Here is a 24,576-nt window from a genome sequence, read left to right on the forward strand (position 1 = left end):
GACCTCATTTCCTACGCGGGGTTTCACAGACCGAGCATTGATTCGCGCGCACGTCGCCTGCTGCGCAGCGCGCTGTCCACCCCGACCGCCAGGAGGACGACCAGACCGGTGGCGAAAGAACTCCAGTTCGCGGGGATGCTGAAGTAGACGAGACCGCTGGACACGACGCCCAGCAGGATCGCGCCGAACACCGCGCCCACCACCGTGGCGACACCACCGCGCAGCGGCGTGCCACCGATCACGGCCGCCGCGATCGCCTGGAGTTCGAAACCGGTCCCGATGTTCGGGTCACCGGACGTGAAGAACGCCAACCCCAGCACGCCCGCCAGCCCGGCGACCGCCCCGACCAGCACCAGCACGTACAGCCGCGTGCGCGGGATGGAGATGCCGGAGAACGCCGCCGCGTCCGGGTTGGACCCGATGGACCGCACCCGGTAGCCGAACGGCGTCCAGCGCAGCAGCACGGTCAGCCCGATGGTGACCGCGATCAGGATCCACACGCTCACCGGCAGGCCCAGCAGGTCGCCGCCGAGCACCGTGAAGAACGAGTGCTCCAGCGGCAGGCCGGTGACCTGCTGCCCGTCGCCGAGCGCCACCGCGAGCCCCCGGTACACCTGCATCGTGGCCAGTGTCGCCACGAACGCCGGGATCGCGATGTGCTGCACCACCAACGCGTTCGCGAGCCCGAGCACCGCGCCGAGCACGATGCCCGCGAGGCACGCGACCCACGGGTTGAAGCCTTCCCGCATCAGCAGCGCGGAGGTGATCAGCGAGAGCCCGAACATCGCGCCGACCGACAGGTCGATCTCGCGCATCGCCAGCAGGAACGCCATGCCCGCGGCGAGCAGCGCCACGTACACGGAGTTGTTGAGCACGTCCCGCAACTGCCCGATGGTCAGGAAGTTGGGGCGCAGCGCCCCGATCACCAGCACCAGCAGGATCGTCGCGATCAGCACGCTGCTGGACTCCACGCGCAGGACCTGCCTGCCGAACCCGAGTATCGAGTTCTTCCCGCGGGTGTCTGGAACCCGTCGGTCAACCTCGGTCATGCGCCGCCTCCGTCCGCCCGGTACGGCCACCAGGGTGCGGTGACCGCCGGCGGAACGCCTTGCCCGATGGCGAACAGCCGTTGACCACCAGCGCACCGACTGTGTCGGGGGCCACAGGAGCAGGCGGGTCCTGGCTAGCGTTTGCCGCCATGGGCAGCATCGAGGGCAAGGTGGCGCTGGTGACGGGCGCGGGCTCGGGTATCGGCGAGGCGGTGGCCCGCCGGTTGGACGCCGAGGGCGCGCGGGTGGCGGCGCTGGACGTCGACTCGACCGGCGCGGAGCTGACCGCGGGCCTGCTGCGGCAGGGCATGGCGGTGGTGGCCGACGTCGCCGACTCGGCGCAGGTGGACGAAGCCGTGCGGACGGTCGTGGAGACCTACGGGCGACTCGACATCCTCGTCAACAACGCGGGCATCCGAGGCGGCCAGGAGGCGGACGACGCGTTCGACCGCTTGGCGTCGCGGCTCACCGAGGCCGGGATGGGCACGCCGACCACGGAGTTGAACGCCACGGTGAACATCAGCGACGAGGCGTGGCACCGGATGCTCGACGTCCACCTGGGCGGGACTTTCTACTGCACGCGCGCGGCGTTGCGGCACATGGGAGCCGGCTCGGTGATCGTGAACGTCTCGTCCATCTGCGGCTTGACGGGCTGCGCCCACATCCCGCACTACTCGGCGGCGAAGGCGGGCATCGAGGGTTTCACCAGGGCGGTGGCCCGCGACGTCGCACCACGCGGCATCCGCGTGAACTGCGTCGCGCCCGGCTACATCGACACGCCGCTGGGCGACGTGATGGCACCGGTCGTCCGCCGTGACCTGACGGGCCAGATCGCGTTGAACCGCTTCGGGCAGCCGGCGGAAATCGCGGGCGCGGTGGCGTTCCTCGTCGGGCCGGACGGGACGTACGTGACCGGCCAGACGCTCAGCCCCAACGGCGGTTTCGTGATGAGCTGACCGCCGAAGCCGACCCGATTTCTGCGGTCGGGACCGGTGGGGTCGCCGCTATGATCGCCGCGATCACGGGGGTTGGATGAACGAGGACTCCGCCGGCGACGACGCGACGCGCAACGTCCACCGGGGACCGGCGAACCAGGTGTTGCAGGCTCGCGACATCCACGGCGGCGTGCACCTGGGCGCACCGCGGCGGCGGCAGTGGGTCGCGGCGGCGGCCGTGCTCGCGGTGGCGGTCGTCGTGGCCGCGCTGATCCTGGCCCGGCAGGAGCGGCCGGGCACCGCACCGCCGCGGGTGTCGGTGGACATGTCCTACAACGACCACAAACCGTGGGGTTACGTCAGCGAGTCGGCCGACTTCCCCGGTGCGGAGCGGTTGGCGCGCTTGAACCAGCCGTCGGGTGGTCTCGACCCGCGCCTGGCGGAGGAGGTCCGCCGCGACCGCGGTGCGTTCAGCCTGCGCCGGCACACCGTGCGCCTGCACCTCGCCGGCCCGCCGGACCGGGCGGTGCGCATCACCGACATCCGGCCCGTCGTCCGGCGCGCCACCGAGGTGTTCACCGGCAGCCTGGTCGAGGCGAACCCGCAGGGCGCTGATCCGTCGTCGGAGGTGCTGCTCGCGCTGGACGAGCCGTTCCCGCGGCTGATGGACACCAAGCTGGTGGAGAACCCGTCATCGGGCGTGAGGAGCGAACAGGTGCCGACGGGGCCGTACTTCCCCGGCCACACCGTGCACCTCGCTCCCGGTGAGACGCACGAGGTCGTGGTGACCGCGGTTGCGGAGGTCCGCGCCTACGAGTACGAACTGGTGGTGGTCCACCAGTCCGAGACGGGGACGGGGGAGGTGGTGGTGAACGACGACGGGCGCCCGTTCCGGATCTCCGGCCTCGCATGCACCGCGCCGGGTTTCGCGTCCTACCGCGCCGCCTACCAGCTCGTCACCGGGTTCGCCATCGCGCCGGTGCCGGACCCGTCCCGGCTGGGGCGTGCGGCGTGCCGCTGAACCCGCGCGATCCGGTGCTCTGGGCGGTCGTCCTGGGCGTGCTGCTGGTGGTCGGCACGGTGGTCGTGCGCTCCGGCCGCGACCCGGAGCCGGCCACGACCGCGCTGCCCACCACCACATCACCCGCTTCGCCGCCGTGCGGCGCCATCGCGACCACCGACACCACGGGGCGGCCGTTGCCGGAAGTCCTGCTGGGACCGGCGGGTCGCGTGCACGACGCCGCGTGCCGACGCGACCTCACCGCCCTGGCCGCCGAGATGGAGGAGTCGTTCGGCGGTCGGACGCCCGCCGAGGCGGTCCGCGCGCTGGACGGCGCGCCCGAGGCGCTGCCCCGGGTCGCGCGCGTGCTGGAGGTACCGCCACGCGTCGAGCAGGGCGGCCACGTCTACTGCGGACCCGAGGGCGATGTCGTCGTGTTCGCCCGCGGCACCCTCGACCGACCGGGCAGGTGGTCGCTGTTCGAGTGGGGCGGCACCGCGGGCGCCGCCGGCTGGTGCTGAATCCTCAGTCGCGCCACGGCATGTGGTCCCGGACGCCGGAGTGGATGGCGTAGGCGTTCTTCACCGCCGCCTTCAACGCGCCCTCCACCCACCGGCGGTGGCGGCGGTCGCACGCGTCGTTCGCGAACCACACCCGGTTCACCGGCCGGATCACGTCGTCGTAGAACGCCTCGCTCATCTCGAACGGCCGGAACAGCGGACCGATGCCGCACGCGAACCAGTCCAGCGCCCAGTCCTTGTAGACGCCGAACTCGAACGTGTCCCGCGCCTCCGGGTGGATCTTGACCAGGTCCTCCAACGCCTGCGCGATGCTTTCCTCCGCGGCCAGCGGCGTGTACGGCATGCTGTCCTGCTCCCAGCAGTAGGACGCGATCATCACGCCCTTGCGGAACCGCGTGTCCTGCCCGGCCGGCGGGTAGACGATGTTGCGGATGGCGAGGTCGGTGACGGTGAGGCCGTGCGTGATCCCGTACGCGCTTTCCCACCACCGCTCGGAGAACTGCATGAACAGCTTGTGCGCCCGGCCGTAGTACGTGTTGCGGATGGCGTACCACTTGTCCGGGTCCAGGCCCTCGATCTCCATGTGCCGCAAGCTCGCGAACGGCACCGTGATGACGCACTCGTCGGCCGTCACGACCTGGGACCGCCTGCCCGTGCGGAAGTGCACCCGCACGTGCCGGTCGTCCTGCTCCACGGCGTGCACCTGCGCGCCCAGCCGGATGTCGTCCATCAGCTGCGGCTCGAACGCGCGCGGCAGCGCGTCGGCGCCGTCCACGATGTACACCAGGTGCCCGAAAACGTCCTCGTAGTAGTGGGAGAACCACTCGACGAGCGAGAAGTGGTACCGGCTCTCCAGGTTGAACAGCGGGCCGAGCATGGCCAGCGCGCCGTCACCGAGCCCGCGTTCCTTGAGGTAGCCCAGCAGCGTGTACTTGTCGTAGTCCGCCAGCAGCCGTTGCCACGCCTTGCCGGGCTCCTCGCCCTCCACCACGTCGACCAGCGGCTGCACGGTCTGCCGCAGCAGGTCGTGCGGTGTCCTCTCGGCTTCCCGCGCGCTCAGGTCGAAGGTGAACGCGCTCGCGTCGAAGTCCCGCCGCCGCACGCCCTTGCCCTGGAGGAAGACGAACGTGTCCTCGTCGTACATGGGGAACGGCCGGGTCTCCAGGCCGAACCGGTCCCGGATCAGCCACTGCACCAGCGGGTGCTGCTCCGGGAACCGCATCGCGCCGAACTCGCCGTACATGTCGCCCGCGAAACCGCGGTGGGTGAGGATGCGGCCCCCGAGCCGGTTCTGCCCCTCCAGCACCACCACGTCGTGACCGGCGTCCTTGAGCAGCATGGCCGTCGTGAGGCCGGCCATCCCGGCGCCGACGACGACGATCCGCCGCCGTGGCGCGGCACTTTCCGGGAGTCCTCCCCGGAGCAGTTCGAGCGCGTCCAATTCCATGAGCCACGATCGCGCCGGCGTTCGGCGAGGGGCAAGGAGGACAGCCCGGACGGCTGGTCCCGTCCCCCGACCCGGTCACGGCGGCGTCGGGCGGCGCTACCCGTCCGTGACAGGTGTCTGCCGTCCGAGGGACCCGCTTTCCCGAATAGTGCGGTTACCGCGGCAGCTTGGACCAGACGTCGCCCGCGATCGCCTTCGCCGCCTCGCACGCCGCGTCGACCTGCCCGCCCGGCGGCAGGGTCACCGTGACGATCGCCAGCTCCCGCACACCGCCCTCGAACGGGATGTGCGCGGTCTCCACGCCGCACAGCACGACGGACCCGCCGCCCGACCGGCTGACGGTGGCCGGCCGCCCGGCCACGTCCTCCGCCGTCACGTTCTTGCCGTCCGGCTGGGACGGCACGCCGGCGGAGAACGTCACGCGCATCCGGGGCGGCGCGGCGGTGCCGTCGGGGCTCCAGCGGCACTGGTGGGCGGCGGGGTAGCGGCGCACCTTGGCCGTGGCCAGGCCCGGCACGCGGGCCACCGACGAGGGCGTCACCGCCGTGCACGGGTCGATCCGGCCGAGCGACTTCGGCTGGAACGCCCGGTGCCGGACCTCCTTGGCGAGCACGCGCCGGGCGACGGCCTCGGTGGCGACGTCGGCGACGTCGCACATCCCGGCCGCCGTCACCGCGCCGCCGGAGAAGTTGTCCACGCTGACGGTGAGCGTGATCAGGTCGGAGAACACCAGGCGACGCGCGCAGCGCGCGGTGTCGCCCTTCTCCACGGCGATCCGCAGCCCGCCCGAGTAGGTGCGCACCTCGGCGTTCAGCTCGCCCTCGGTCGCCACCTCGTCCAGCAGGCCGGCGCTGACGTCCAGCAGCGCGCCGCCGGGCGTGGTGAGCTTGACCGCGCAGTGGTCCAGCGACTCGACCGGCCCGGCCTCGGCCGCGCCGAACCGCGCCACGTCGGCGGGGTCGACCAGGCCGCACGGGTCGAGCGTGGGCAGGTCGCCGAGCAGCGCGGCGGCGGTCGGGTCGGGTTTCGGGGTCGTCCAGGGTGTGGGGTTGGGCACGGGCACCGGTGTGCCCGCCACCTGCACGCCGCACCCGCCGAGAAACGCCACCAGCGCCAGCACGAGAGGCGCCCACCGCCGCGAGCCGATCATGGACCGCAGCCTAGGCGAGCGCGGGCACCGCGTGCACCGGTACTTATACTTGTCGGGCGGAATACGGGGGAATGACGGTGGCGGTGGAGAGCGACAGGTTCCTGCGCATGATCGGCGCGCTCGCCGAGGTGCGGCGGACCGAGAGCGGGCACTACAGCTCGTTCGGCGTGCGCGGGAAGAAGTTCGGCTACTACTGGCCGCGCACGCAGACCGTGGGGTTGAAGCAGACGCTGTCCGAGCAGCGGGCGCTGGTCGCCGAGCGGCCGGACGTGTTCGAGGAGCAGTTCACGGCCGGCGGCTTCGGCTGGGTCGTGGTCCACCTGGCGGGCATCGACGCGGACGAGCTGTCCGAACTGGTCTTCGAGGCGTGGCGGTTGACCGCGCCGGACGAGCTGGTCGCCGCGGCGCCGGACCCCGCGACGCGGCCCCTCACCTGATCAGCCCGCGGTACACGTCGAACGCGGGCTTGCGCTCGTAGGCGTCCGTGACCAGGCCGAGGCTGCCGATCGGGTCCAAGCTCGCGCTGTCCGCGTCACGCAGCGAGAACAGCTCGTACTGCGTGATGTTCAGCTCCTCCGCCAGCTCCAGCGTCGTCGTGACCATGTCGGTCAGCGAGTCGCACTGCCCCTGCTCGTCGCGGTGCGCGCCGCTCGGGCTGCCGTTCTCGGCGACGTGGACCGGCACGTCGGCCGGGATGCCGGCCCGGGGCAACGAGTTCTCCCGCAGGTGGCGGAGGGCGTGCGCGATGAGCGACGCCGTGCCGCCCGGCGCGACGGGGGAGAACGCGTCCGGGTACGTGCCCAGGCCGACGTAGTCGACGTGGGCCGCGAAGTCCCGGTGCGGCAGCGCCGACAGGTGCGCCCAGAACGCGTCGTCGCCGCCCAGCCACTCCGCCGGTTCGGCGACCGAGAACCCGATCCGCGCGTCCAGGCCCCGCCGGCGCACCGCGGCCCGCGCGTGCGGGACGCCCGCGGTGAGCGCGTCCAGGACGCCGGGCGAGCTGCCGTCGATGAACGGGATCGGGAAGTTCGGCTCCAGCGTCACCTGGAGGCAGCGCGCCAGGTGGCCGTAGCGGTCGACCACCTCGTCCAGGAACCGCAGCCAGCCCGGCACGTCCGCCCGCCGGGGCAGGTAGCTGACGACCAGGTCCAGCTCGCGCCCGGCCGCGGCGTACCACTCGTCGGGCATGGTCAGGTGGTCGAGGCCGTGGTCCGCGCCGAGGCTCGTGATCACGTCCGGGGGTGTGGCCGCGTCGAAGAAGTGGACGTACTCGCGCACCGCGAACGGCCGCCCGCCGGCGAGTTCGCCGACCAGCGCGTCGACCGCCACGCGGTCGTCCGGTCGCGCGGAGACCGGCCCCGCGCGGCCACCCGGGTAGATGCCGAACCTCATCGCGCACCCCAGTCGAGGTCGCCGGTGCGGATGCGGTCCGCCGACTCGCGCAGCCAGGCGATCTCGGTGGTGACGATCGACCGCCAGTACGGGACCTCCAGCATGTGCACCTCCGGCACGTGCGCGGGCAGGACCAGGTCGGCCAGCTCGCCCGTGAGCCGTTCGGCCCGTGCCCGCAACACCTCCTCCGCCCGCGCCGCCGGCACGACGCCGAGGTACGACACGGCGAGCGTGAAGTCGACCGACGCCGGGAGTGCCCGCGCCACACCGGTTTCGACCCGGGCGCGGAAGTCGGCCACGCCCTGCTCGGTGAGTTCGTAGGTGGTGCGGGGAGGGCGGTTGCCGACGCTTTCGGGCGTGCGTGCGACGAGGAACCCGTTCCTCTCCAGGGTTTTCAGCAGTGACGTGACGGTGCTGCGAGTGGCGGTGAGGTGGCCGTAGCGCTCGTTGAGCCGCCCGGTGAGGTCGTACGCGTGGGCCGGCTGCTCGACCAGCAGGCCGAGCAGCGGCAGGACGAGGCTGTTGTGCGACGCGTCCGATGGCATGGCGCCACCATATAGACGAATACGTCTATCGCGCAAGCGGTCCCGTGCGCCGCCGACGCGCCGGTTTGGTTTCCCGCGCGATTTGCTGGTCACGAGGTAGGTTCGAAGCCATGACGGAACAGCGGGAAGTCCTCGCCGAGTTCGACGCGGCGGGCGTGCTGGCGGGCCTGCGGTGGGCGTACGTGTCCGCGACCACCCGCGCCCTGGAGGACTTCTCCGAGGCCGACGGCCACGACGCGGCGTGGCTGGGCAACACGCGCTTCACGTTGTTCCGCAACAGGTTGGACCGCGTCTTCCACTGCGAGCGGTACGCGGCGCCGGACGAGCACGACGGCTTGGACGAGCTGTACGCGCGGCTCTCCGAGCGCGACATCGAGCGGATGCCGCGCGTCGCGCCGGGCGTGGTGCTGCGGTCGAACCTGAACAACAGCCCCGGCTGGGCGGTGGGCCACCGCCGGTTCCTGCTCGCGGCGGGTGAGTTCGGCAAGCTGGACGACCTGTCGTGGGGTCGGCGCAGCGGCACCAAGCAGCGCGTCGCGCTCCAGCGCGAGCCCAACCCCGTGCAGCCGTCGCTGTTCGACGACCTGGGCGACTCCACGCGCCCACTCGACCTGGACACCTACGTCGTCGCGCACAGCCTCGACCCGGTGAGCCGGCAGGCGGAGCTGATCATCGGTCGCCCCAAGCCGAACGCGGGCGGCGGGCCGGCGTGGGCGTGGCGTGCGGACGTGCTGCGTGCCGAGCAGGGCGCGAGCCGCCGCCGGACCGCCGCGAAGCCGCTGTCGATCGCACCGGACACCGCGCCGGACGCACCGGTGCGCCTGCGTGCCGACCGTGCCGACCACACCGACCGCGCCGGGGCCGGCGAGCGGTGAACCCACGCACCACCACGCGGGCGGCGGACGTCGCCCCGCTGTTCGACGGGTCCCGGCTCACCCTCGCCCGCAGGCTCGCGGCCCTGCGCAAGAGCGACCTCGCCGCACGGGTCGGGAAGAGCCCGACCGCCGTGGCGGCCTGGGAGTCGGGCGCGAAGCGGCCCACCGCGGCGACCGTGGCGCAGCTCGCCCTGAGCCTGGCCGTCGACCCCGGCTTCTTCGCCGTGCGGCCGGACGACGTGGCCACGCGCAGCGGACCGCCGCACTTCCGGTCGCTGCGCTCGACCAGCCAGCTCGCCCGCGACCAGGCTTCCGCCTACGGGCAGGTGGCCGTGGACGTGGCCCGCGGCCTGGAGCGGCACGTCGAGTTCCCCGACCCGGACGTGCCGGACCTGCCGGTGGCGGCGGACGACCCGGACGGCGACGGCCCCGAGCGGGCCGCGCGGCTGGTGCGCGAGCGGTGGGGCCTCGGGCCCGGACCGCTCGGGCACCTGGTGCGCGCGCTGGAGCACCGCGGCGTGCTGGTGGTGTTCAGCCCGCCGCGCTCCGCGTCCGTGGACGCATACTCGTTCGACAGCGGGCTGCGGCCGGTCGTGGTGCTCAACCCGGTCAAGCACGACTACTACCGGCAGCGGTTCGACGTGGCGCACGAGCTGGGCCACCTGGTGATGCACGGCGACGCCGAGCCCGGCGGCCGGGTCGTGGAGGACCAGGCGCACCGGTTCGCCGCCGAACTGCTGATGCCCGCCGCCGAGATCCGCGGGCTGCTGCCCGCGTCCATGGGCGGCGCGGTGTGGGAGTCGTTGGCGCGCTTGAAGGAGCGGTGGGGCGTCAGCATCCAGGCGTTGCTGTACCGGGCGCGCTGGCTGGGCAGGCTGGGCGACGTGTCCTACCGCAACGCGATGGCGACGATCTCGGCACGCGGCTGGCGGCGCGGCGAGCCCGGTCTCGTGACGGCGATGGAGCAGCCGTCCCTGCTGCCGCGCGCGGTGGAGCTGCTGGCGCAGGCCGGTGTGGGCGAGGACGCGCTGATCGGGCAGTGCAGGGTGCCCGCCGAGCTGTTCCGGACGGTCACCGCCCGGGTCCCGGCGCCCGCGGACACCCGGACCCCGGCGGCACCCGCCCCGGACCGTCCGGGCTCGCCTACGGGATGAACACCTGGCCGGTCTGCGCGCCCTCGACCGACCGCACGTACGCGCGGGCGACCGCGACCAGGTCCACCGGCGGCACACCGGGGAAGAAGTCGCCGTAGTCGGGCAGGCTCTCGGTGAACACGGTGGGGCTGACGGCGTTCACCCGCCGCGGCGCGATCTCGATCGCGGCGGCGCGCACGAAGGACTCCAGCGCGCCGTTCGCCAGCGACGCCGCGCTGCCGCCGACGACCGGCTCACGCGCCAGCACGCCGGTGATCAACGTGAACGACCCGCGCTCGGCGATGCGCGACACGCCCTGGCGGACCAGCTCGACCTGGCTGAGCACCTTGCCGTCGACGCCCGCGCGGAAGTCCTCGGCGGTGAGGTCGGCGAGCGGTTTGAACGGCACCGGCCCCGCCGCGCAGACCACGGCGTCCACGGTGCCGGCGGCGTCGTACAGGGAGGTGACCCCGGACGGGTCGGTGAAGTCGAAGCGCAGGTCGCCCGAACCGCGCCCGGCGGTGCGGACCTCGTGGCCGCGGGAGACCAGCGCGTGGTGGACGGCGGTGCCGAGCGTGCCGGAGGCTCCGATGAGCAGGATCTTCATGCCGGTGACGCTAGGACCGGATCGCATGTCGGCGGAAATGCCCCACGCGAGCCACTTATGCTCCCGGGTCATGGATGTGGAGCTGAGGCACCTGCGGGCGCTGGCGGCCATCGGTGACGAGGGCACCATCACCGACGCCGCGATCGCGCTGCGGATCAGCCAGCCCGCGTTGTCGCGGACCCTGGAGCAGCTCGAACAACGCCTCGGCACCCGGCTGGTGGAGCGCACCACGCGCCGCCTCGCCCTCACCGGCGCCGGGCAGCGGCTGTGGGAGCAGGCGCACCGCATCCTCGGCCTGCTCGACGACGCGCTCACCGAGGCGTCCGCCGGTCCCCGCCCGCTGCGCGTCGGCTTCGCGTGGGCCGCGCTGGGCAGGCACACCGTGCCGCTGCTGCGTGACTGGCGTGCCGACCACCCGGACACCGAGGTCCGCGTCCGCCGCTGCGCCGACCCGGCGGCCGACCTGCGCCGGGGCCGGGTGGACGTGGCGTTCACGCGGCTGCGGCCGGACGGGCCGGGGTTGGCCTGGCACGCCCTGTACGCCGAGCCGAGGGTCGCTGCGGTGCCCGAGCACCACCCGCTGGCGGCCCGCGCCGCGCTGGCCCTGGCCGACCTCGCCGATCAACGCGTGGCGCTGTGCGCGACGGCCGCCACGACGAACGCCGAGCTGTGGCCCGAGGACATGCGTCCCGGCACGTTCGAGGTGCCGGGCGCGGACGAGTGGGTGACCACGATCGCGACCGGCGACGCGGTCGGCGTCACCACCGCGGCCACCAGTGAGAGCCACCCGCACCCCGGCGTCCGGTACCTGCCGCTGGCCGACGCCGCGCCGGTGACCGTGCACCTGGTGTGGCCGCACTCCCCGACGCACCCGGCGACGCACGCGTTCCGCGACCACGCCGCCGGGTTCCTGCTCCGTCAGGAGGGTTCGTCGTCGCTCCCGGGGCCGCGCAACACCCACGCGCCACGCCTGCGCACCACCAGCAGGTAGTACGACGCGGACACCACGCAGATACCGACCGTGATGGCGAGGCTCGGCCGCCCGACCACCGGGTCCACCGCGTTCTGCCACACCACGTACGCCAGCGCGGCCAGCGCCAGCACGGGCGCGACCGGGAACAGCGGCATCCGGTACGCGGCGTGCGCGGTGGAACCGTTGCGCCGCCCGGCGACCACGGCCAGGCACAGCGCCGCGTAGACGGCGACGATCGACGTGGCGGTGACCACCAGGAGGAAGTCCTCGTCCACGAAGCAGAGCAGCGTCGCGAAGGCGCCCGTGGCGATGGTGGCGACCCACGGCGTGTTGGTGCGCGGGTGGATCGCGGCGAGGTTGCGGCTGATGTTGCCCGGCCACACGGCGTCGCGGCCGGTGCTGAACACCATCCGGGACGTGATGAGGATGATCGCCAGCACGGCGTTGAGGATGGCCAGCGCGACGGCGAGGCTGATCACCGTGTTGACCGCGGTGCCCGCGCGTGCCGTGACGAAATAGCTCATCATGTTGTCCGCCGCGAAGAGTTCGCCCAACGACGGCGCGCCGAGCAGCACGGCGGTGACCGGAATCAGCTCGGACGCCACGGTGATGGCCAGCGCCCAGAGGATCGCGCGGGCGATGCCCCGGTGCGCGTTCGCGGTCTCCTCGCCGAAGTACACCGCGGAGCCGTAGCCGTTGTAGGAGAAGATGGCCACGGCCGCCGCGGCGGCGATCACGCCGACCGACGCCGGTCCGACGACGCCGTCGGCCGCCGCGACCGGGTCGGCCAGCAGGTCGCCGACCGGTCGGGCGGGGTCGGCCAGGCCGAGGGCCGTCACCACGGCCAGCGCCAGCATCTCGACCACCAGGAACACGCCGGTGATCCACGCGTTGAGCCGCACGTCGAACACGGCGAGCGCGGTGGTGCCCGCCGTGACCGCGGCGGCCACCACCGGACCCGGCAGGCCGGGCACCAGCACCTCCAGGTAGGTGCCGACGCCCAGGGCGATGACCGCGATGATCAGCAGCTGGGTGACCATCAGCAGCCCCAGCGTGACGAAACCGGGCAGCCTGCCGAGGGTGCGCGCGACGATGGCGTACTCGCCGCCGCTGAGCGGGTAGGCCGACGCCAACTCCGCGTACACGAACGCCATGAACACGCCGACGACGGCGGCGACGAGGAAGCTCCAGAGCGCACCGCTGCCCGCCTGCCCCACCACCCCCGGCGCGATGATGAAGACCGATGACGCGGGCGAGATCGCGGACAGCGTGATGAGCAGCGTGCCCACGACTTTCAACCCGCGGCGCAACGCCGGGGCGGGTGGGTTCGGCGGAGAGGACGACGGACCGGACATGGCGGGTCTCCTCGGTCGCGGTTCTTTGACTGGCCATCAAAGAACTCGGCCGCGATGACGTCAATATCATGTCTGGCTACGTCTTTGCCGTGACACGCCCCCCTTGCGTTTCCTGAAGATCACCCCAACAATCGGGCCATGCCGAGACCGAGCCGCGCACACGAGAAGCGCGGGGAGCTGGTCGCCGCCGCCCGGCAGGCCGTCCTGGACCGGGGCGTCCTCGACCTGCGGTTGCGTGATGTCGCCGACCAGGCCGCCATGTCCACCGGGTCGGTGCTCTACTACTTCCCGTCCCTGGGCGACCTGCTGCGCGAGGTGCAGCGCGAGGCCATCGAGCGGTTCTGCGTGGACCGCGAGGCCGCGGCCCGCCGGGAACCCGACCCGCGGCGCAGGCTCGTGGAGACCATCCGGGCGGGCCTGCCGACCGGGCGCGACGACGAGCTGTGCGTGCTGATCTACGAACTCGGCGCGCACGCCCGCCGCGACGCGGCGTACGCCGCGCAGCACATCCGGCTGTGCGAGCGGCAGGTCGCGCTCTACACCTCGGTCCTCGAAGCGGGCGCGGCCACCGGGGTGTTCGACCTGACGCGGGACGCGACGACCATCGCCCGCGGCCTGGTCGCCCTGGAGGACGGGCTGGGGCTGCACATCACGCAGGCCGTGCCCACGTTCACCAACCCGCAGGCCGAATCCATCCTCCTGGCGTACGCGGCCGACGCCACCCGATGCGACCTGGAGGCGTGAATGCGCGCACGTGAGCTGGGACTGCGGCTGACCGGGGAAACCGGTCCGCACAACGCGATCACCGACGTGCCGGGGGTCGAGGTCGGCTACACGACCCTCGTCGAGGGCGAGTCGGTCCGCACCGGCGTGACGGCGGTACTGCCGCGTGGTCGCGCTGACTTCGACGTGCCGTGCGCGGCGGGCTGGTTCTCGCTCAACGGCAACGGCGAGATGACCGGCACCGCGATGATCGCCGAGACCGGTCAGTTGCGGCTGCCGGTGCTGGTGACCAACACGCACGCGGTCGGCACGTGCCACCGGGGCGTGATCGACTGGGTGGCGCGGGAGAAGCCCGCCGTGGCGGACCAGTGGTTGCTGCCGGTCGTCGCGGAGACGTGGGACGGCTACCTCAACGACATCAACGGTCCGCACGTGCGGCCGGAGCACGCGGTGGCGGCGATCGACGCCGCGCGGCCCGGTCCGGTGGTGGAAGGCTCGGTCGGCGGCGGCACGGGCATGAACTGCTACGGCTTCAAGGGCGGCAACGGCACGTCCTCGCGCGTCGTCGCCTACGGCGCGGACTCGTACACGGTCGGCGTGTTCGTGCAGGCGAACTTCGGCGCACGCCACGAACTCGTCGTCACCGGGGTGCCGGTGGGCGAAGCGCTCGCGGACGACAACCCCATGGCGGAGGGCGCGTGGCGCACCCCGCCCGGAGCCGGTTCGGTGATCGCGGTGGTGGCCACCGACGCGCCGCTGCTGCCCGGCCAGTGCACCGCGCTGGCCCGCCGCGTGCCGCTGGGCCTGGCGCGCACCGGCACCACCGGTTCGCACTTCTCCGGCGACATCTTCCTGGCGTTCTCCACCGGCAACGCGGGCGCGATGACGCCGTCGGCGTTCCCCGAGGGCGAGCCGGGTCACGACGAGTTGCGCCACGTCCCGTGGAACCGGATCGACGACTTCTACGCGGCCGTGGTGCACGCGACGGAGGAGGCGGTCCTCAACGCCCTGCTGGCGGCGGAGACCATGGTGGGCCGGGGTGGTCGCCACTCGCCCGCGCTGCCGGTGGACCGCCTCCGCGCCGAGCTTCAGCTGTAGTCGGTGGAGTACCAGCGCTCCGGGCGCATGTGGAAGGTGGCGATGGTGTGCCCCTCGATCGACCTCAGGTACTCGGCCGCTCGGACGGGGTCGAAGTAGCGGTGGGTCATCGCCGCCAGGTCCGCCGCGGAGGTCTTCTCCTCGACCGCCACCACCGGCCCGGACACGCTCACGTACCGGTACGGCAGGGTTTCCTCCTGCGCGACGAGGCTGAACTCCCGGGCGGCGGTCAGCAGGCGGTACTTCACCGACTCCGGCCCCGTCTGCACCCGCACCACGCCGCCCGGCGTGTAGTCGTACCAGATCGGCACGGCCAGCGGCGGGCCGTCGGGGCGGGCGATGCTGATCACGCCGACGTGCGCCTCCGCCAGGAAGGCCTCGCGCTGCGCCTCGGTCATCACCGGCATGGTTGGGTCCTCCTGTTTCGCTTGACCCGTCCAGCGAACCGCGTCGCGGGATGACGTGCCATGCGTGCGCGTCTGCGATGGATGCGCGTGCGTGCCGTCACCCGTCGGCGTTGATGCGCCGGGCGATGGCCGGGTCGAGCGGGTACGGGCGTTCCGGTGGCAGCAGGCGTTGTGCCCGCGCGTGCTGTCCCGCGTGGACCAGGTCCGCGATCCGCCGCACGGTGGGCGTGATGTCGGTCAGCCCGGTGACCCACTCCTCCGCGTAGGCGCGGATCAGCGAGCGGCCGACGCCGACCTGGATGCTGTAGTGGTTGAGCGCGGCACCGCGCAGCGTCCGCTCCGGGTCCCACTGGACGTGCACCTCGGCGCGGTCGAAGGATTCCGCCCACGCCGCCGCACTGGCGTGCACGGCCCGGTCCGGCGCGGTGAGCACGGCCCGGGACAGCGCGTGCGTCCAGCCGTCGCGGGTGACGCGCACCGCGAGGACGCGTTCCTGGCCGGGCTTGCGGGCCCAGTTGCTGCGGTGCGCCAGCCACCGCAGCGACGGTTTGAGCCACGTCATGCGGGTGAACGAGAACGGGGCCGTGAACCGGCCCGCCGCCAGCGCGGCGTCGGCGATCGCGGGCGGGTACGCCTGGTACACCACGATGGTGTCGCGGTCGTAGTCGGCGCGGATCTGCCGCAAACCCGTCATGCTGCTGCTCCGTCGTCTCGGGACCGCCCGACCCTCGCACACCGGGCGCGCGCCGATCGAACCGATTTCCGGTCCGATGTGGTGTGAACGACCGACACCGCGGTGTCACCACGAGGGCTACCGTCCCGCGCGGACCGCCGTCCGCATCCCCGAGGAGAACCGTGAAGCACGTCCCCCTGCTCGTCGCCGTGGCCATCCTCGCATTGGCGGCGTGCGGCCCCAAGGCACCGGAAGCCGCCGACAAGGGCAAGGCCGACCGGACGACCACGAGGGAGACCCCGGCCGAACCCACGACCGCCGACGGCCACACCAGCCCCGGCATGAGGTTGAAGGTCGGCGAGGCCGCGGTGCTCCCGGTTTCCTACGGTGACGAGCGGAAGGGCACCGTCAACGTCACGGTCACGGCGATCGAGCAGGGCACGCCCGAGGACCTGGCGCGGTTCCCGGCGGAGCAGGTGACCGGCGTGACGCCGTACCGGATCAAGTACACGGTGGAGTACGTGCGCGGCGACGACCTGAGCAACCTGGTGATCTCGCTCGTCGGCCGCGCCGCGGACGGCACCCGCAAGGGCATGGTGGGCCTCGCGGGCGACTCGGCGGAGTGCGACTCGAAGTCCGCCGGCGAGGGCTTCAACACGCCGGGTGCGAAGTACGAGACGTGCGACCTGGCGGGCGCGAAGGACGACGCGGTCCTGGCGCACGCCGCCTACAACGTCGACGACTACAACGGCGAAAAGGCCGTGCTCTGGGCGAAGTGAGCCACCCGGCGGGGTGATCGGGCCCCGCCCGCCGCACCGGGAAACCCGCTCCGCGTCGGCCCTTCCCGCCACTCCCGGCCACGCGCGTCCCGTGCGGCGCTCCACCACCCTCACCCGGCGGTGGAGCGCCCACGCGGCTACGCGGCCCGTTGCCTGCTCACCGGTCGGAGCCGGGGCCGCGCCTCCCGCACCTCCTCCTCCGGTTCGCCCGGACCCTCGTCGGCGCCGAGGTCGGGCGCGTCGGGCCGGGGCTCGGCCGCCCGCCACCCGCCCGGGTCCCGCCTGCCCCGGTGCACCACCACCATCAACACCAGCCCCAGCACGAGGATCGCGTGCGACGTGACCCGCTGCACCGTCGCCTGGCCGGACATCAGGTCCTGCACCGAGAACACGCCGAGCAGCGCCACGAACCCGGCCACCACGGGCAGCATCCCGGTCGTGGCGCGGGGGCGCAGCGCCGTCCACAGCAGGCCGAGGCCCAGCGCCAGGTTCCAGGCCGTGCTCTCGTTGAACAGGTGGCTGCCGCTCGCGCCGTGGATGCCGTGCCCCGTCGCGCCCGGTTCCGGGCCGGTGCCCAGCACCTGGCTCAACCCCAGCGTGATCTGCGCGACCGCCACGCCCGCCAACCCCACCCGCGGGTACCAGCCGCGGGTGGCCGGCATCTCGGGCGCGGCGGCGAGCACCGCGTCCACCAGGTCGGGTGTCGGCGTGGCCGGGCGCAGGCGCAGCGAACGCGTCAACGCCGCCGCACCCTCCTGCCACGCGCGGCACGAGGCGCACTCGGCGAGGTGCGCGTCGGTGTCACCGGCGGGCGCCGGTTCGGGTTCGCCGTCGAGGCGCGCCGACAGCGCCTCCCGGCAGGTGTCGCAGTCCACGTCCGTATTGTCGTCCAAAAGGCCCTGGGAGTTCCCGTGGTCCTGTGCACTAGCCTGGGACCGTGTCGATCTCACGCGGTGACGACGAGGCGGTGACGAGCCTGGCGTTGGCCGCGGGAGCAGGCGACCGCGCCGCGCTGGAACGCTTCATCCGCGCCACGCAGCGCGACGTGTGGCGGCTGGTGGCCCACCTCACCGACCCCGGGCGGGCGGACGACCTGGCGCAGGAGGTGTACCTGCGGGCGTTGCGCAGCCTGCCGTCGTTCGAGGGCCGCTCCTCGGCCCGCACGTGGCTGCTGTCCATCGCCCGGCGCACGGTCGTGGACCACATCCGCACCGCCGGCGCGCGGCCCGCGATCGCCTGGTCGGCCGACTTCCAGCAGGCGTCGGACGCCCGGCGCTCGGCGGAGCGCTCGGCGGGCTTCGAGGACGTGGTCGAGCTGAACCTGCTCCTCGCGGCGCTGCCCGCGGACCGGCGCGAGGCCCTGCTGCTGACCCAGGTCCTCGGCCTGTCGTACGCGGAGGCGGCGGAGGTGCTGGGCTGCCCGATCGGCACCGTGCGCTCCCGCGTCGCGCGGGCACGGGAGGACCTGCTGCGCGGCCAGGGCCACGAGGACGTCGACACCGGCTGACCCCGGATCACCCGGACGGTGGCCTCCCACCGGCGCGCCCGGCGGGCACGGTGGAGGGCGATCGGCCGTCGGACGGGGTGAGGGGGCGGTGCCGTTGACACCCGTCGTGAGCGCGGGGGAACTGGTCTACGGCTACGTGCGCGTCGGCGAAGGCGTGCGGGTGGGGCTGGACGCGTACCGGTCGGAGGTGCGTGACCACGCCCGGCGGCACGGGCTGCTGCTCGGCGGCGTGTTCGTCGACGTCCGGGTGGGTCAGCCCGCGGCGACGCGCCCCGGCCTGCGCGCGTTGCTCGACGTCGTGCGGCAGCTCCGGCCGCACGCGGTGGTGGTGCCCAGCCTGTGGCACCTGTCCGGCGACCCGCGGGAGTCGCGGTCGCTGGTGGAGCGGGTGGGGTTGTCCGGGTGCCGGGTCGTGACCGCACGGGACGCGGGCTGACCGCACCGCCCGCGCCGTGAACGGGCGGTGCGGTCGACCCGCCGGCGAGGTCAGCGGTGCCCGTGGTGGCGAACCCGGACCTGCCACTTGACGGCGCGGGTCGTGCCGTCCGCCGCGGCGGCCTGGCCGATGACCGTGCCGTTGTTGTTCAGCCCGACGGCGACGCTCGACGCGCCGCCCAGCGTGCCGAGGTCGACGACCCGGCCCTGCCGCCACAGGAACGCGCGCTGCTGACCGGACGCCGAGCTGTACCCGACGACGTCGCCGGAGTCGTTGACCGCCAACGCCTCCGAAGGCGCGGGCACGTTCAGCACGGCCTGCTTGCCGCCACGCCACACGGTGGCCTGCCGCGCGCCGGCCGCGTTCTGCGTCCAGCCGACCACGTCACCGCGTTCGTTGACGGCCTGCTTGGACGAGGCGACCGCGCCGGGACCGCCGGGCAGCACCGTCACGGTCTCGCCCTCCCACCGCAGGGGCTGGTTGTCGCGGTTGCCGACGACGACGCCCGCCTCGTTGGCGGCGACCACCGAGTACGACCCGGTGCCGGGCGCGCCGGGCAGTCGGGAGCACGAGGTCCCCGTGCAGCGGAACGCGTACTTGTCGTCGCTGAACATCGCCATGTAGCTGCCCGCCACCAGACCGTTGTCGGTGATGACGCCGATGCTCAGGTGCGGACCGCTCTGCACGAGGCCCGCGTGGCCGCCGTCGCGCCACACCGCGGCGGCTTCCTGGTGGTAGCCGTACGGGGAGCGGGAGTAGGTCATCGGCACGTCGCCGTTGGCGTTGATCGCGTTGGCACCGACGTAGCCCGCGCCGGCGGGCGTGATGTCGGTCGTGGTGCCACCGAACCAGATCCGCGGGTGCTGCCGGTAGGTGCCACCGCCGCCGCTGAGGAACTCCAGGCCGAGCACCTGCCCGCGTGCGTTGAGGTCGGTGGCGGAACCGCGGCCGAGGTCGGTGGTCCCGCCGTGCTCCCAGAGCACGGCGCGTTGCTCCAGGCCGCCGCCGGAACTGGTGCCGGCGATCTGGCCGTGGTCGTTGACGGCGACGACGCGGGCGGTCTGGCCCGCCAGGGCGGGCAGTTCGGTGGTGGTGACGCGGGCGCCGCCGGCGGCTTCGGCGGGCGCGGCGAACACGACCGGTAGGGCGGCGGCGAGCAGGAGGAGGCGCAATCTGGCCATGGGTCGCTCCGATGCGGTGGTGGGCGGCGCGCTCCGGACGTTATCCACGTCCGCGTGGAATCGGTGTCCGCCGGTCAGCGGAATGACCCGTTGTCGTGGTCTGGACCAATCATCGGCACGGCGGAGCGGTTCGGTAAACCGCAGGCCGCTGATCACGGAGTGCGGTTATCTGGTTACCGAGGGGGAGTGGCGGCCGGTGAGGCGGCGTCACGGCGACCCGTGGGGGGATGATGAGCCGAAGCAGCACAGCGCTCCTGGTCGCGGGGCTGCTCGCCACCGCGGTGACCGCCGGCCCGCCGGCGAACGCGGTGCGCGAACCGGACGTGCCCGCGCCCGGACCACGCGGCACGGTCACCCTGGTGACCGGCGACCAGGTCACCGTGCGGGACGGCAGGGCGGAGGTCCGGCCGGGGGAGGGCCGGGCGGACGTGGTGTTCCGCCAGCACCGGGACGAGCGCGGCGACCTGCACGTGGTGCCGTCGGACGCGGCGGGCGCGGTGCGCGACGGGCGGCTGGACGAGCGGCTGTTCGACGTGACCGGCCTGCTCCGGGCCGGTTACGACGACCGGTCCACGGCCACCACACCGCTGATCGTCGTGCCGGGCGCGGCACCGCTCGCGGCCGGCGGGCGCGAGCTGCCGAGCCTCGGCGGTCACGCGGTGGAGGTGCCGAAGGACACCGGTTTCTGGTCCGCGACGCGGGCCGCCGACGTCACGGGGGTGTGGCTGGACGGCCCGGTGCGCGCGGCGCTGGACCGCAGCGTCCCGCAGGTCGGCGCGCCCGAGGCGTGGCGTGCCGGGCACACCGGTCGCGGCGCGGTGGTGGCCGTGCTGGACACCGGGATCGACGCCACCCACCCGGACCTCGCCGGTGCCGTGCTGGAGGCGAAGGACTTCAGCGGCAGCGGCGGCACCGACGACCGGGTCGGCCACGGCACGCACGTCGCCGCGACGATCACCGGTGCCGGTCGCTACCAGGGCGTCGCGCCGGACAGCTCGCTGCTGGTCGGCAAGGTGCTCGGCGACTCCGGCGGCGGGCGGGAGTCGGACGTCGTGGCGGGCATGGAGTGGGCCGCCGCCCGTGCCGACGTGGTCAACCTGAGCCTGGGCAGCTCGTGGCCGTCCGACGGCGACGACCCGATGTCCCGGTCGCTCAACCGGATCAGCGCCGAGACCGGCGCGTTGTTCGTCGTCGCGGCGGGCAACACCGGGCCGGAGGGGGTCGTCGGCAGCCCCGCGGCGGCCGACGCGGCGCTCACCGTGGGCGCGGTCGACCGCGAGGACCGGCTCGCCGGGTTCTCCTCCCGCGGTCCGCGTTGGCAGGACCACGCGATCAAACCGGACATCACCGCGCCCGGCGTCGGCATCGTCGCGGCGAAGGCGGCGAACGGTCGCATCGGCGACCCCGTGGACGCCGGGCACGTCGCGTTGTCCGGCACGTCGATGGCCACCCCGCACGTCGCGGGCGCGGCGGCGGTCCTCGCCGCCCGGCACCCGGACTGGACCGCGCCCCGGCTCAAGTCGGCCCTGCTGAACAGCGCCACGCCGAACCCGGACCGGACGGTGTACGAGCAGGGCGCGGGCCGGGTCGACGTGGCCCGCGCGGTGCGGCAGGCGGTGTCCGCGTCACCCGCGTCGCTCAGCCTCGGCACGGCCGCCTGGCCGCACCGGGACGACGCGCCGATCGAGCGGGAAGTGGTGTACCGCAACGACGGCACGGCACCGGTGACGTTGCGCGTCGAGCACGTCGTGGAGGACCCGGCGGGACGGCCCGCACCGGCGGGCATGGTCACCGTGACGCCCGCCGAGGTCACCATCGCGCCTGGTGCGTCCGCCTCCGTGGCGGTGACCGTGCGGACCGCCCTGGACGGACCGGACGGCCTCTACGGCGGTGAGCTGGTCGCCACCGGCGGCGACACCGCCGTGCGGACGCCGATCGGCGTGGACAAGGAGGTCGAGAGCTACGACGTGAAGCTGAGCTTCCTCGACCACGACGGGGCGTTGACGCCGGACTTCTTCTACCGGTTCGTCAGCACCACCCGGCGGCAGGCGTACGTGGACCACGACCCGTCCGGCGTCGTGGTGGCCCGGCTGCCGAAGGACGCGTACTACTTCGACGCCACCGTGGGACTCGCGTCGACGCGCCAGACCACGTACTTCGGGGAGCCGCGGATCACCGTGGACGGGCCGACCGAACTGGTCTTCGACGCGCGGGCGGGCAACCCGGTGTCGGTGGCCGTGGGCGAGCCGGACGCGCGGGTCGGGTCGTCGTCGGTGTCGCTGCTCGTGCGCACCGACCACGGGGACACCGGGTTCGGCGTGATCGCCGGTGATTTCGACGGAATCCGCTACGCGCCGTCGAAGACGTCCTTCCCGGGCCGGTCGTCGTGGACGGTGCAGGCACGCCTGGCGGCGGACGGCGCCGTGAGCCCCTACCTCTACCGGGTCTCCCGCGCCGCGGCCGGCGGCATCCCGGCCGACCTCGGCTACCGGTTCGCCGACCGCGACCTGGTGGTGGCGCACACCACCGTCGCCGCGGCCGGCCCCGGCCAGACCGGCTTCCTGGACTCCCTCGCGGGCGGCCCGCTGCCGCTGCGCGTCACCACCCGCAACACGCCGGACGTGGACTGGTACGGCGCGTTCCTCGAAATGCCGCGCCCCGACGCCCACCCGCCGCTGTCGTTCCAGCAGACCGCCGGACCGGTCCGCTACCGGGCGGGCAGGCCGGTGGCCGAGAGGTGGAACGCGGCGGTGTTCGGGCCGGCGTTCCCGGACACCGGGCGGCCCGACGAGTGGGCGGCGCGGTCCGGCGACGAGGTGCGCGTCTCGCTGCCGCTGTTCACCGACCAGGACGCGAACCACTACGGATTCGCCCGGACCACGGCGGCGCGGACCACGTTGCACCGCGACGGCGTGCTGGTGGCGGAGACGCCCGGTGCGGGTTCGGTGCGCACGAGCGTCCCGGCGGGCCGTGCCGCGTTCCGCCTCGGCGCGGAGGCGGAACGCGAGTCGGGCCTGTCGACGCGGGTCACCGGCACGTGGGAGTTCACGTCCGACACCACGGCCGGCCCCACTTCGCTGCCGCTGACGGCCGTGCGGTTCGCGCCGACCCTGGACGACCACAACCGCGCCGCCGCCGGGAAACCGTTCGTGTTCCCGGTGTACGTGCAGCGCAACGGCGGGGCGGACCCCGGCGACGTGCGGCTGACCGTGCAGGTGTCCTACGACGACGGCGGCCACTGGCGGCCGGTGCCGTTGGCGAAGGTCGGCACCCGGTGGGTCGCGGCGGTGGTGCACCCGGCGGACGCGAAGCACGTGTCACTGCGAGCATCGGGCCGCGACCAGGAGGGCAACACCGTCACCCAGACCGTGATCCGCGCGTACGGGCTCAGGTGAGTGGTCCAGCTCGCTCCCGGGCAAGGCGGCGGCAGGTGTTCCGGGGTCAGGCAGCCCAGACCTGCCGTGCCGGGGTGAGCGCGGCGGCCTGGTAGGGCGGCACCGCCCTGCCTTCGACCACGACCTCCAGCCCGTACTTCTCCTTGAGCACCAACCACAACCGCGAAGCGAGCCCCGAGTACGCCTTCAGCACGTCCGTGCCGTCGCTGACCTGGAGCACGTACACCCAGGTCGACCCGTCAGGAGCGCCTTCGGCGGCCTCCCGCCAGGCGCAGCGCAGCCGACGTCCTCCGTGGCGGGGCGCGTCCGCCGACAGCAGGATGTCGGCCCGACTCGGGTCGGGCGCGCCGGCCGGACCGGTCGGGCTGAAGCGGTAGCGCAGCGGCGGCACCTCGTCGACGACCGGCACGTCGGCCAGGTCCGGGTTGTCCGGGTCGCTGAGGAAGGAACGGATCAGGTCGCGTTCCTCGACGGTGACACCCACGCCTTCGTAGGCCAGGTTGAGCAGGAGCGTCGACTCGGCCAGGTCCCACTCGCCTGCGGCGAAGTGCTCCCGTGCGGTGCCCAGGGTGTCGTCGGAGAGCCGGCCGGCAAGTCGCGCACACACATCCGTGACCGCCGCGTAGAGCTTCGTATCCATGGCGCTCACTTCTTCTTGTATTCGCCGAGCACGGTTGTGGTGACCTTACCCTGCGCGTCCTGCACGACTCTGATGATCTTGTCGCCCTTCGGTCCCTCCCACGTCCAACTGCCGTCGCCACCCGCGTCCGGGTTGCTGTAGCGGGGCGGGTTGCCCATCGGGACTCCTGGCGGGGCGGGGTTCGGCGCCGCCGGGTTGGTGATCACGCCGGGGTCGGCGCTGTTGGGCGGGTAGGCGGTGCGGATCTCGCCGTTGGCCAGCACGGTCGTCTTGACCTCGATGCCGTCGACCGTGCCCTTGTAGTCGTAGGCCCACGCCGGGTTGCCGTCGGCGTCCTTGGTCAGGTATGGCCCCTTCGCGGGTGGTCCCTGCTGCGTGGCCTGGTACGCCGAGTCGAGGATCTTCGCCTCGTCCCAATCCTTCGGGAACTCGGTCTTCTTCGAGAAGCCGGTACCCGCCAGGTGGCCGCCCTGCCTGCCACCGTCACCGTGGACGATGTGCTCCCGCGATGCGTCGCTGTGCCGGATGTCGTTCGCCGTCGGCGGCTGGATGGGCTTGGTCGGAGGTGCCGGCTTGCCCGTGCTGCCGGGTTTGGTGGTCGGCCCACCGGCCCCACCACCGGGTTTGCCCTGTTGCGCGGCCTGGGCGGTGGCCGCCTGCGCGCTGGTGACGCCGTTGCCCGCATTGATGTTGCCGTGGGTCTGCGAGGGCTTGCCGGGAGAGTTCCCTCCCGGGTTCTTGGGTTTCGCCATGAC

Annotated in this window: 26 protein-coding genes; 13 read left to right on the forward strand and 13 right to left on the reverse strand. The window is 73.3% G+C overall.

Translation table 11 applies throughout. From position 1 onward, the window contains the following. Positions 1–23 precede the first annotated feature (23 nt). Complete coding sequence (locus tag KZQ38_RS32760; RefSeq protein WP_219447882.1) at positions 24–1,049, reverse strand: ABC transporter permease; 1,026 nt, start codon at positions 1,047–1,049, stop codon at positions 24–26. Between the two features lie 149 nt (positions 1,050–1,198). On the opposite strand from KZQ38_RS32760, the gene KZQ38_RS32765 reads away from it, so the two are divergent. The 3 genes from KZQ38_RS32765 (at position 1,199) to KZQ38_RS32775 (ending at position 3,505) form a co-directional block, all read left to right on the forward strand. Next, entirely contained in the window at positions 1,199–2,005 is an 807-nt protein-coding gene (locus KZQ38_RS32765; protein ID WP_219447883.1) for an SDR family NAD(P)-dependent oxidoreductase, read from the forward strand. 76 nt (positions 2,006–2,081) lie between these two features. After that, positions 2,082–3,005 (forward strand): hypothetical protein, encoded by a 924-nt coding sequence (locus tag KZQ38_RS32770; RefSeq protein ID WP_219447884.1) that lies wholly within the window; start codon positions 2,082–2,084, stop codon positions 3,003–3,005. Further along, complete coding sequence (locus tag KZQ38_RS32775) at positions 2,996–3,505, forward strand: hypothetical protein (RefSeq protein WP_219447885.1); 510 nt, start codon at positions 2,996–2,998, stop codon at positions 3,503–3,505. The genes KZQ38_RS32770 and KZQ38_RS32775 overlap by 10 nt, the downstream gene beginning before the upstream one ends. 4 nt (positions 3,506–3,509) lie before the next feature. On the opposite strand, the gene KZQ38_RS32780 is transcribed toward KZQ38_RS32775, so the two are convergent. Together KZQ38_RS32780 and KZQ38_RS32785 are read right to left on the reverse strand one after the other, a co-directional pair. After that, entirely contained in the window at positions 3,510–4,952 is a 1,443-nt protein-coding gene (locus KZQ38_RS32780; RefSeq protein WP_219447886.1) for a flavin monoamine oxidase family protein, read from the reverse strand. A 154-nt stretch (positions 4,953–5,106) separates the two neighbouring features. Beyond that, a complete protein-coding gene (locus KZQ38_RS32785) occupies positions 5,107–6,102 on the reverse strand; it encodes a DUF3558 family protein (protein ID WP_219447887.1) in 996 nt (331 codons plus the stop codon). Between the two features lie 107 nt (positions 6,103–6,209). Between KZQ38_RS32785 and KZQ38_RS32790 the strand changes: the two genes are divergently transcribed. Then, positions 6,210–6,539 carry an MmcQ/YjbR family DNA-binding protein gene (locus KZQ38_RS32790; protein WP_372452315.1) on the forward strand — a complete coding sequence of 110 codons (330 nt, stop codon included), beginning with the start codon at positions 6,210–6,212 and terminating at the stop codon, positions 6,537–6,539. On the opposite strand, the gene KZQ38_RS32795 is transcribed toward KZQ38_RS32790, so the two are convergent. Continuing rightward, positions 6,532–7,494, reverse strand: a complete 963-nt coding sequence (locus KZQ38_RS32795) for a hypothetical protein (protein WP_219447889.1) — start codon at positions 7,492–7,494, stop codon at positions 6,532–6,534. The genes KZQ38_RS32790 and KZQ38_RS32795 overlap by 8 nt on opposite strands. After that, entirely contained in the window at positions 7,491–8,039 is a 549-nt protein-coding gene (locus KZQ38_RS32800) for a PadR family transcriptional regulator (RefSeq protein ID WP_219447890.1), read from the reverse strand. The genes KZQ38_RS32795 and KZQ38_RS32800 overlap by 4 nt, the downstream gene beginning before the upstream one ends. 110 nt (positions 8,040–8,149) lie before the next feature. On the opposite strand from KZQ38_RS32800, the gene KZQ38_RS32805 reads away from it, so the two are divergent. Together KZQ38_RS32805 and KZQ38_RS32810 are read left to right on the forward strand one after the other, a co-directional pair. Further along, positions 8,150–8,914 (forward strand): hypothetical protein, encoded by a 765-nt coding sequence (locus KZQ38_RS32805; RefSeq protein ID WP_219447891.1) that lies wholly within the window; start codon positions 8,150–8,152, stop codon positions 8,912–8,914. Next, positions 8,911–10,068 carry a helix-turn-helix domain-containing protein gene (locus KZQ38_RS32810; protein ID WP_219447892.1) on the forward strand — a complete coding sequence of 386 codons (1,158 nt, stop codon included), beginning with the start codon at positions 8,911–8,913 and terminating at the stop codon, positions 10,066–10,068. The genes KZQ38_RS32805 and KZQ38_RS32810 overlap by 4 nt, the downstream gene beginning before the upstream one ends. On the opposite strand, the gene KZQ38_RS32815 is transcribed toward KZQ38_RS32810, so the two are convergent. Beyond that, the gene (locus KZQ38_RS32815) at positions 10,058–10,654 is read right to left on the reverse strand and encodes a short chain dehydrogenase (protein WP_219447893.1); all 597 of its coding nucleotides are present in this window, start codon (positions 10,652–10,654) and stop codon (positions 10,058–10,060) included. The genes KZQ38_RS32810 and KZQ38_RS32815 overlap by 11 nt on opposite strands. A 70-nt stretch (positions 10,655–10,724) precedes the next feature. Between KZQ38_RS32815 and KZQ38_RS32820 the strand changes: the two genes are divergently transcribed. Continuing rightward, entirely contained in the window at positions 10,725–11,645 is a 921-nt protein-coding gene (locus KZQ38_RS32820) for a LysR family transcriptional regulator (RefSeq protein ID WP_219447894.1), read from the forward strand. Here KZQ38_RS32820 and KZQ38_RS32825 read toward each other — a convergent pair. Then, complete coding sequence (locus KZQ38_RS32825) at positions 11,573–12,982, reverse strand: APC family permease (RefSeq protein WP_219447895.1); 1,410 nt, start codon at positions 12,980–12,982, stop codon at positions 11,573–11,575. The two genes, KZQ38_RS32820 and KZQ38_RS32825, sit on opposite strands and share 73 nt — an antisense overlap. Before the next feature lie 138 nt (positions 12,983–13,120). Here KZQ38_RS32825 and KZQ38_RS32830 point away from each other — a divergent pair, with 138 nt between their 5' ends. Both KZQ38_RS32830 and KZQ38_RS32835 read left to right on the forward strand, forming a co-directional pair. Next, a complete protein-coding gene (locus tag KZQ38_RS32830) occupies positions 13,121–13,726 on the forward strand; it encodes a TetR/AcrR family transcriptional regulator (RefSeq protein ID WP_219447896.1) in 606 nt (201 codons plus the stop codon). Then, complete coding sequence (locus KZQ38_RS32835; protein WP_219447897.1) at positions 13,727–14,803, forward strand: DmpA family aminopeptidase; 1,077 nt, start codon at positions 13,727–13,729, stop codon at positions 14,801–14,803. Here the strand turns inward: KZQ38_RS32835 and KZQ38_RS32840 are convergent. Together KZQ38_RS32840 and KZQ38_RS32845 are read right to left on the reverse strand one after the other, a co-directional pair. Beyond that, positions 14,794–15,210, reverse strand: coding sequence for a pyridoxamine 5'-phosphate oxidase family protein (locus KZQ38_RS32840; protein ID WP_219447898.1), 417 nt, complete (start codon positions 15,208–15,210; stop codon positions 14,794–14,796). The two genes, KZQ38_RS32835 and KZQ38_RS32840, sit on opposite strands and share 10 nt — an antisense overlap. Positions 15,211–15,307: 97 nt before the next feature. Beyond that, positions 15,308–15,904: a DUF4291 domain-containing protein gene (locus tag KZQ38_RS32845; RefSeq protein WP_219447899.1), complete on the reverse strand. Its 597-nt coding sequence runs from the start codon at positions 15,902–15,904 to the stop codon at positions 15,308–15,310. A gap of 161 nt (positions 15,905–16,065) precedes the next feature. Between KZQ38_RS32845 and KZQ38_RS32850 the strand changes: the two genes are divergently transcribed. Further along, positions 16,066–16,662, forward strand: coding sequence for a hypothetical protein (locus tag KZQ38_RS32850; protein WP_219447900.1), 597 nt, complete (start codon positions 16,066–16,068; stop codon positions 16,660–16,662). A 137-nt stretch (positions 16,663–16,799) separates the two neighbouring features. On the opposite strand, the gene KZQ38_RS32855 is transcribed toward KZQ38_RS32850, so the two are convergent. After that, positions 16,800–17,537, reverse strand: a complete 738-nt coding sequence (locus KZQ38_RS32855) for a zf-HC2 domain-containing protein (RefSeq protein WP_219447901.1) — start codon at positions 17,535–17,537, stop codon at positions 16,800–16,802. 62 nt (positions 17,538–17,599) lie between these two features. Between KZQ38_RS32855 and sigC the strand changes: the two genes are divergently transcribed. Beyond that, the gene (gene sigC, locus KZQ38_RS32860; RefSeq protein WP_219447902.1) at positions 17,600–18,169 is read left to right on the forward strand and encodes an RNA polymerase sigma factor SigC; all 570 of its coding nucleotides are present in this window, start codon (positions 17,600–17,602) and stop codon (positions 18,167–18,169) included. Positions 18,170–18,257: 88 nt separating this feature from the next. After that, a complete protein-coding gene (locus KZQ38_RS32865) occupies positions 18,258–18,605 on the forward strand; it encodes a recombinase family protein (protein ID WP_219447903.1) in 348 nt (115 codons plus the stop codon). Between the two features lie 50 nt (positions 18,606–18,655). Here the strand turns inward: KZQ38_RS32865 and KZQ38_RS32870 are convergent, their stop codons facing one another. Next, the gene (locus KZQ38_RS32870) at positions 18,656–19,786 is read right to left on the reverse strand and encodes a hypothetical protein (RefSeq protein WP_219447904.1); all 1,131 of its coding nucleotides are present in this window, start codon (positions 19,784–19,786) and stop codon (positions 18,656–18,658) included. A gap of 230 nt (positions 19,787–20,016) precedes the next feature. On the opposite strand from KZQ38_RS32870, the gene KZQ38_RS32875 reads away from it, so the two are divergent. Then, the gene (locus KZQ38_RS32875) at positions 20,017–23,181 is read left to right on the forward strand and encodes a S8 family serine peptidase (RefSeq protein WP_219447905.1); all 3,165 of its coding nucleotides are present in this window, start codon (positions 20,017–20,019) and stop codon (positions 23,179–23,181) included. Positions 23,182–23,227: 46 nt separating this feature from the next. On the opposite strand, the gene KZQ38_RS32880 is transcribed toward KZQ38_RS32875, so the two are convergent. Together KZQ38_RS32880 and KZQ38_RS32885 are read right to left on the reverse strand one after the other, a co-directional pair. After that, positions 23,228–23,821, reverse strand: coding sequence for a hypothetical protein (locus tag KZQ38_RS32880; protein WP_219447906.1), 594 nt, complete (start codon positions 23,819–23,821; stop codon positions 23,228–23,230). 5 nt (positions 23,822–23,826) lie between these two features. Further along, complete coding sequence (locus tag KZQ38_RS32885) at positions 23,827–24,573, reverse strand: EndoU domain-containing protein (protein WP_219447907.1); 747 nt, start codon at positions 24,571–24,573, stop codon at positions 23,827–23,829. Positions 24,574–24,576: the final 3 nt, after the last annotated feature.

Source organism: Saccharothrix obliqua, assembly GCF_019375475.1.
GTDB lineage: Bacteria > Actinomycetota > Actinomycetes > Mycobacteriales > Pseudonocardiaceae > Actinosynnema > Actinosynnema obliqua.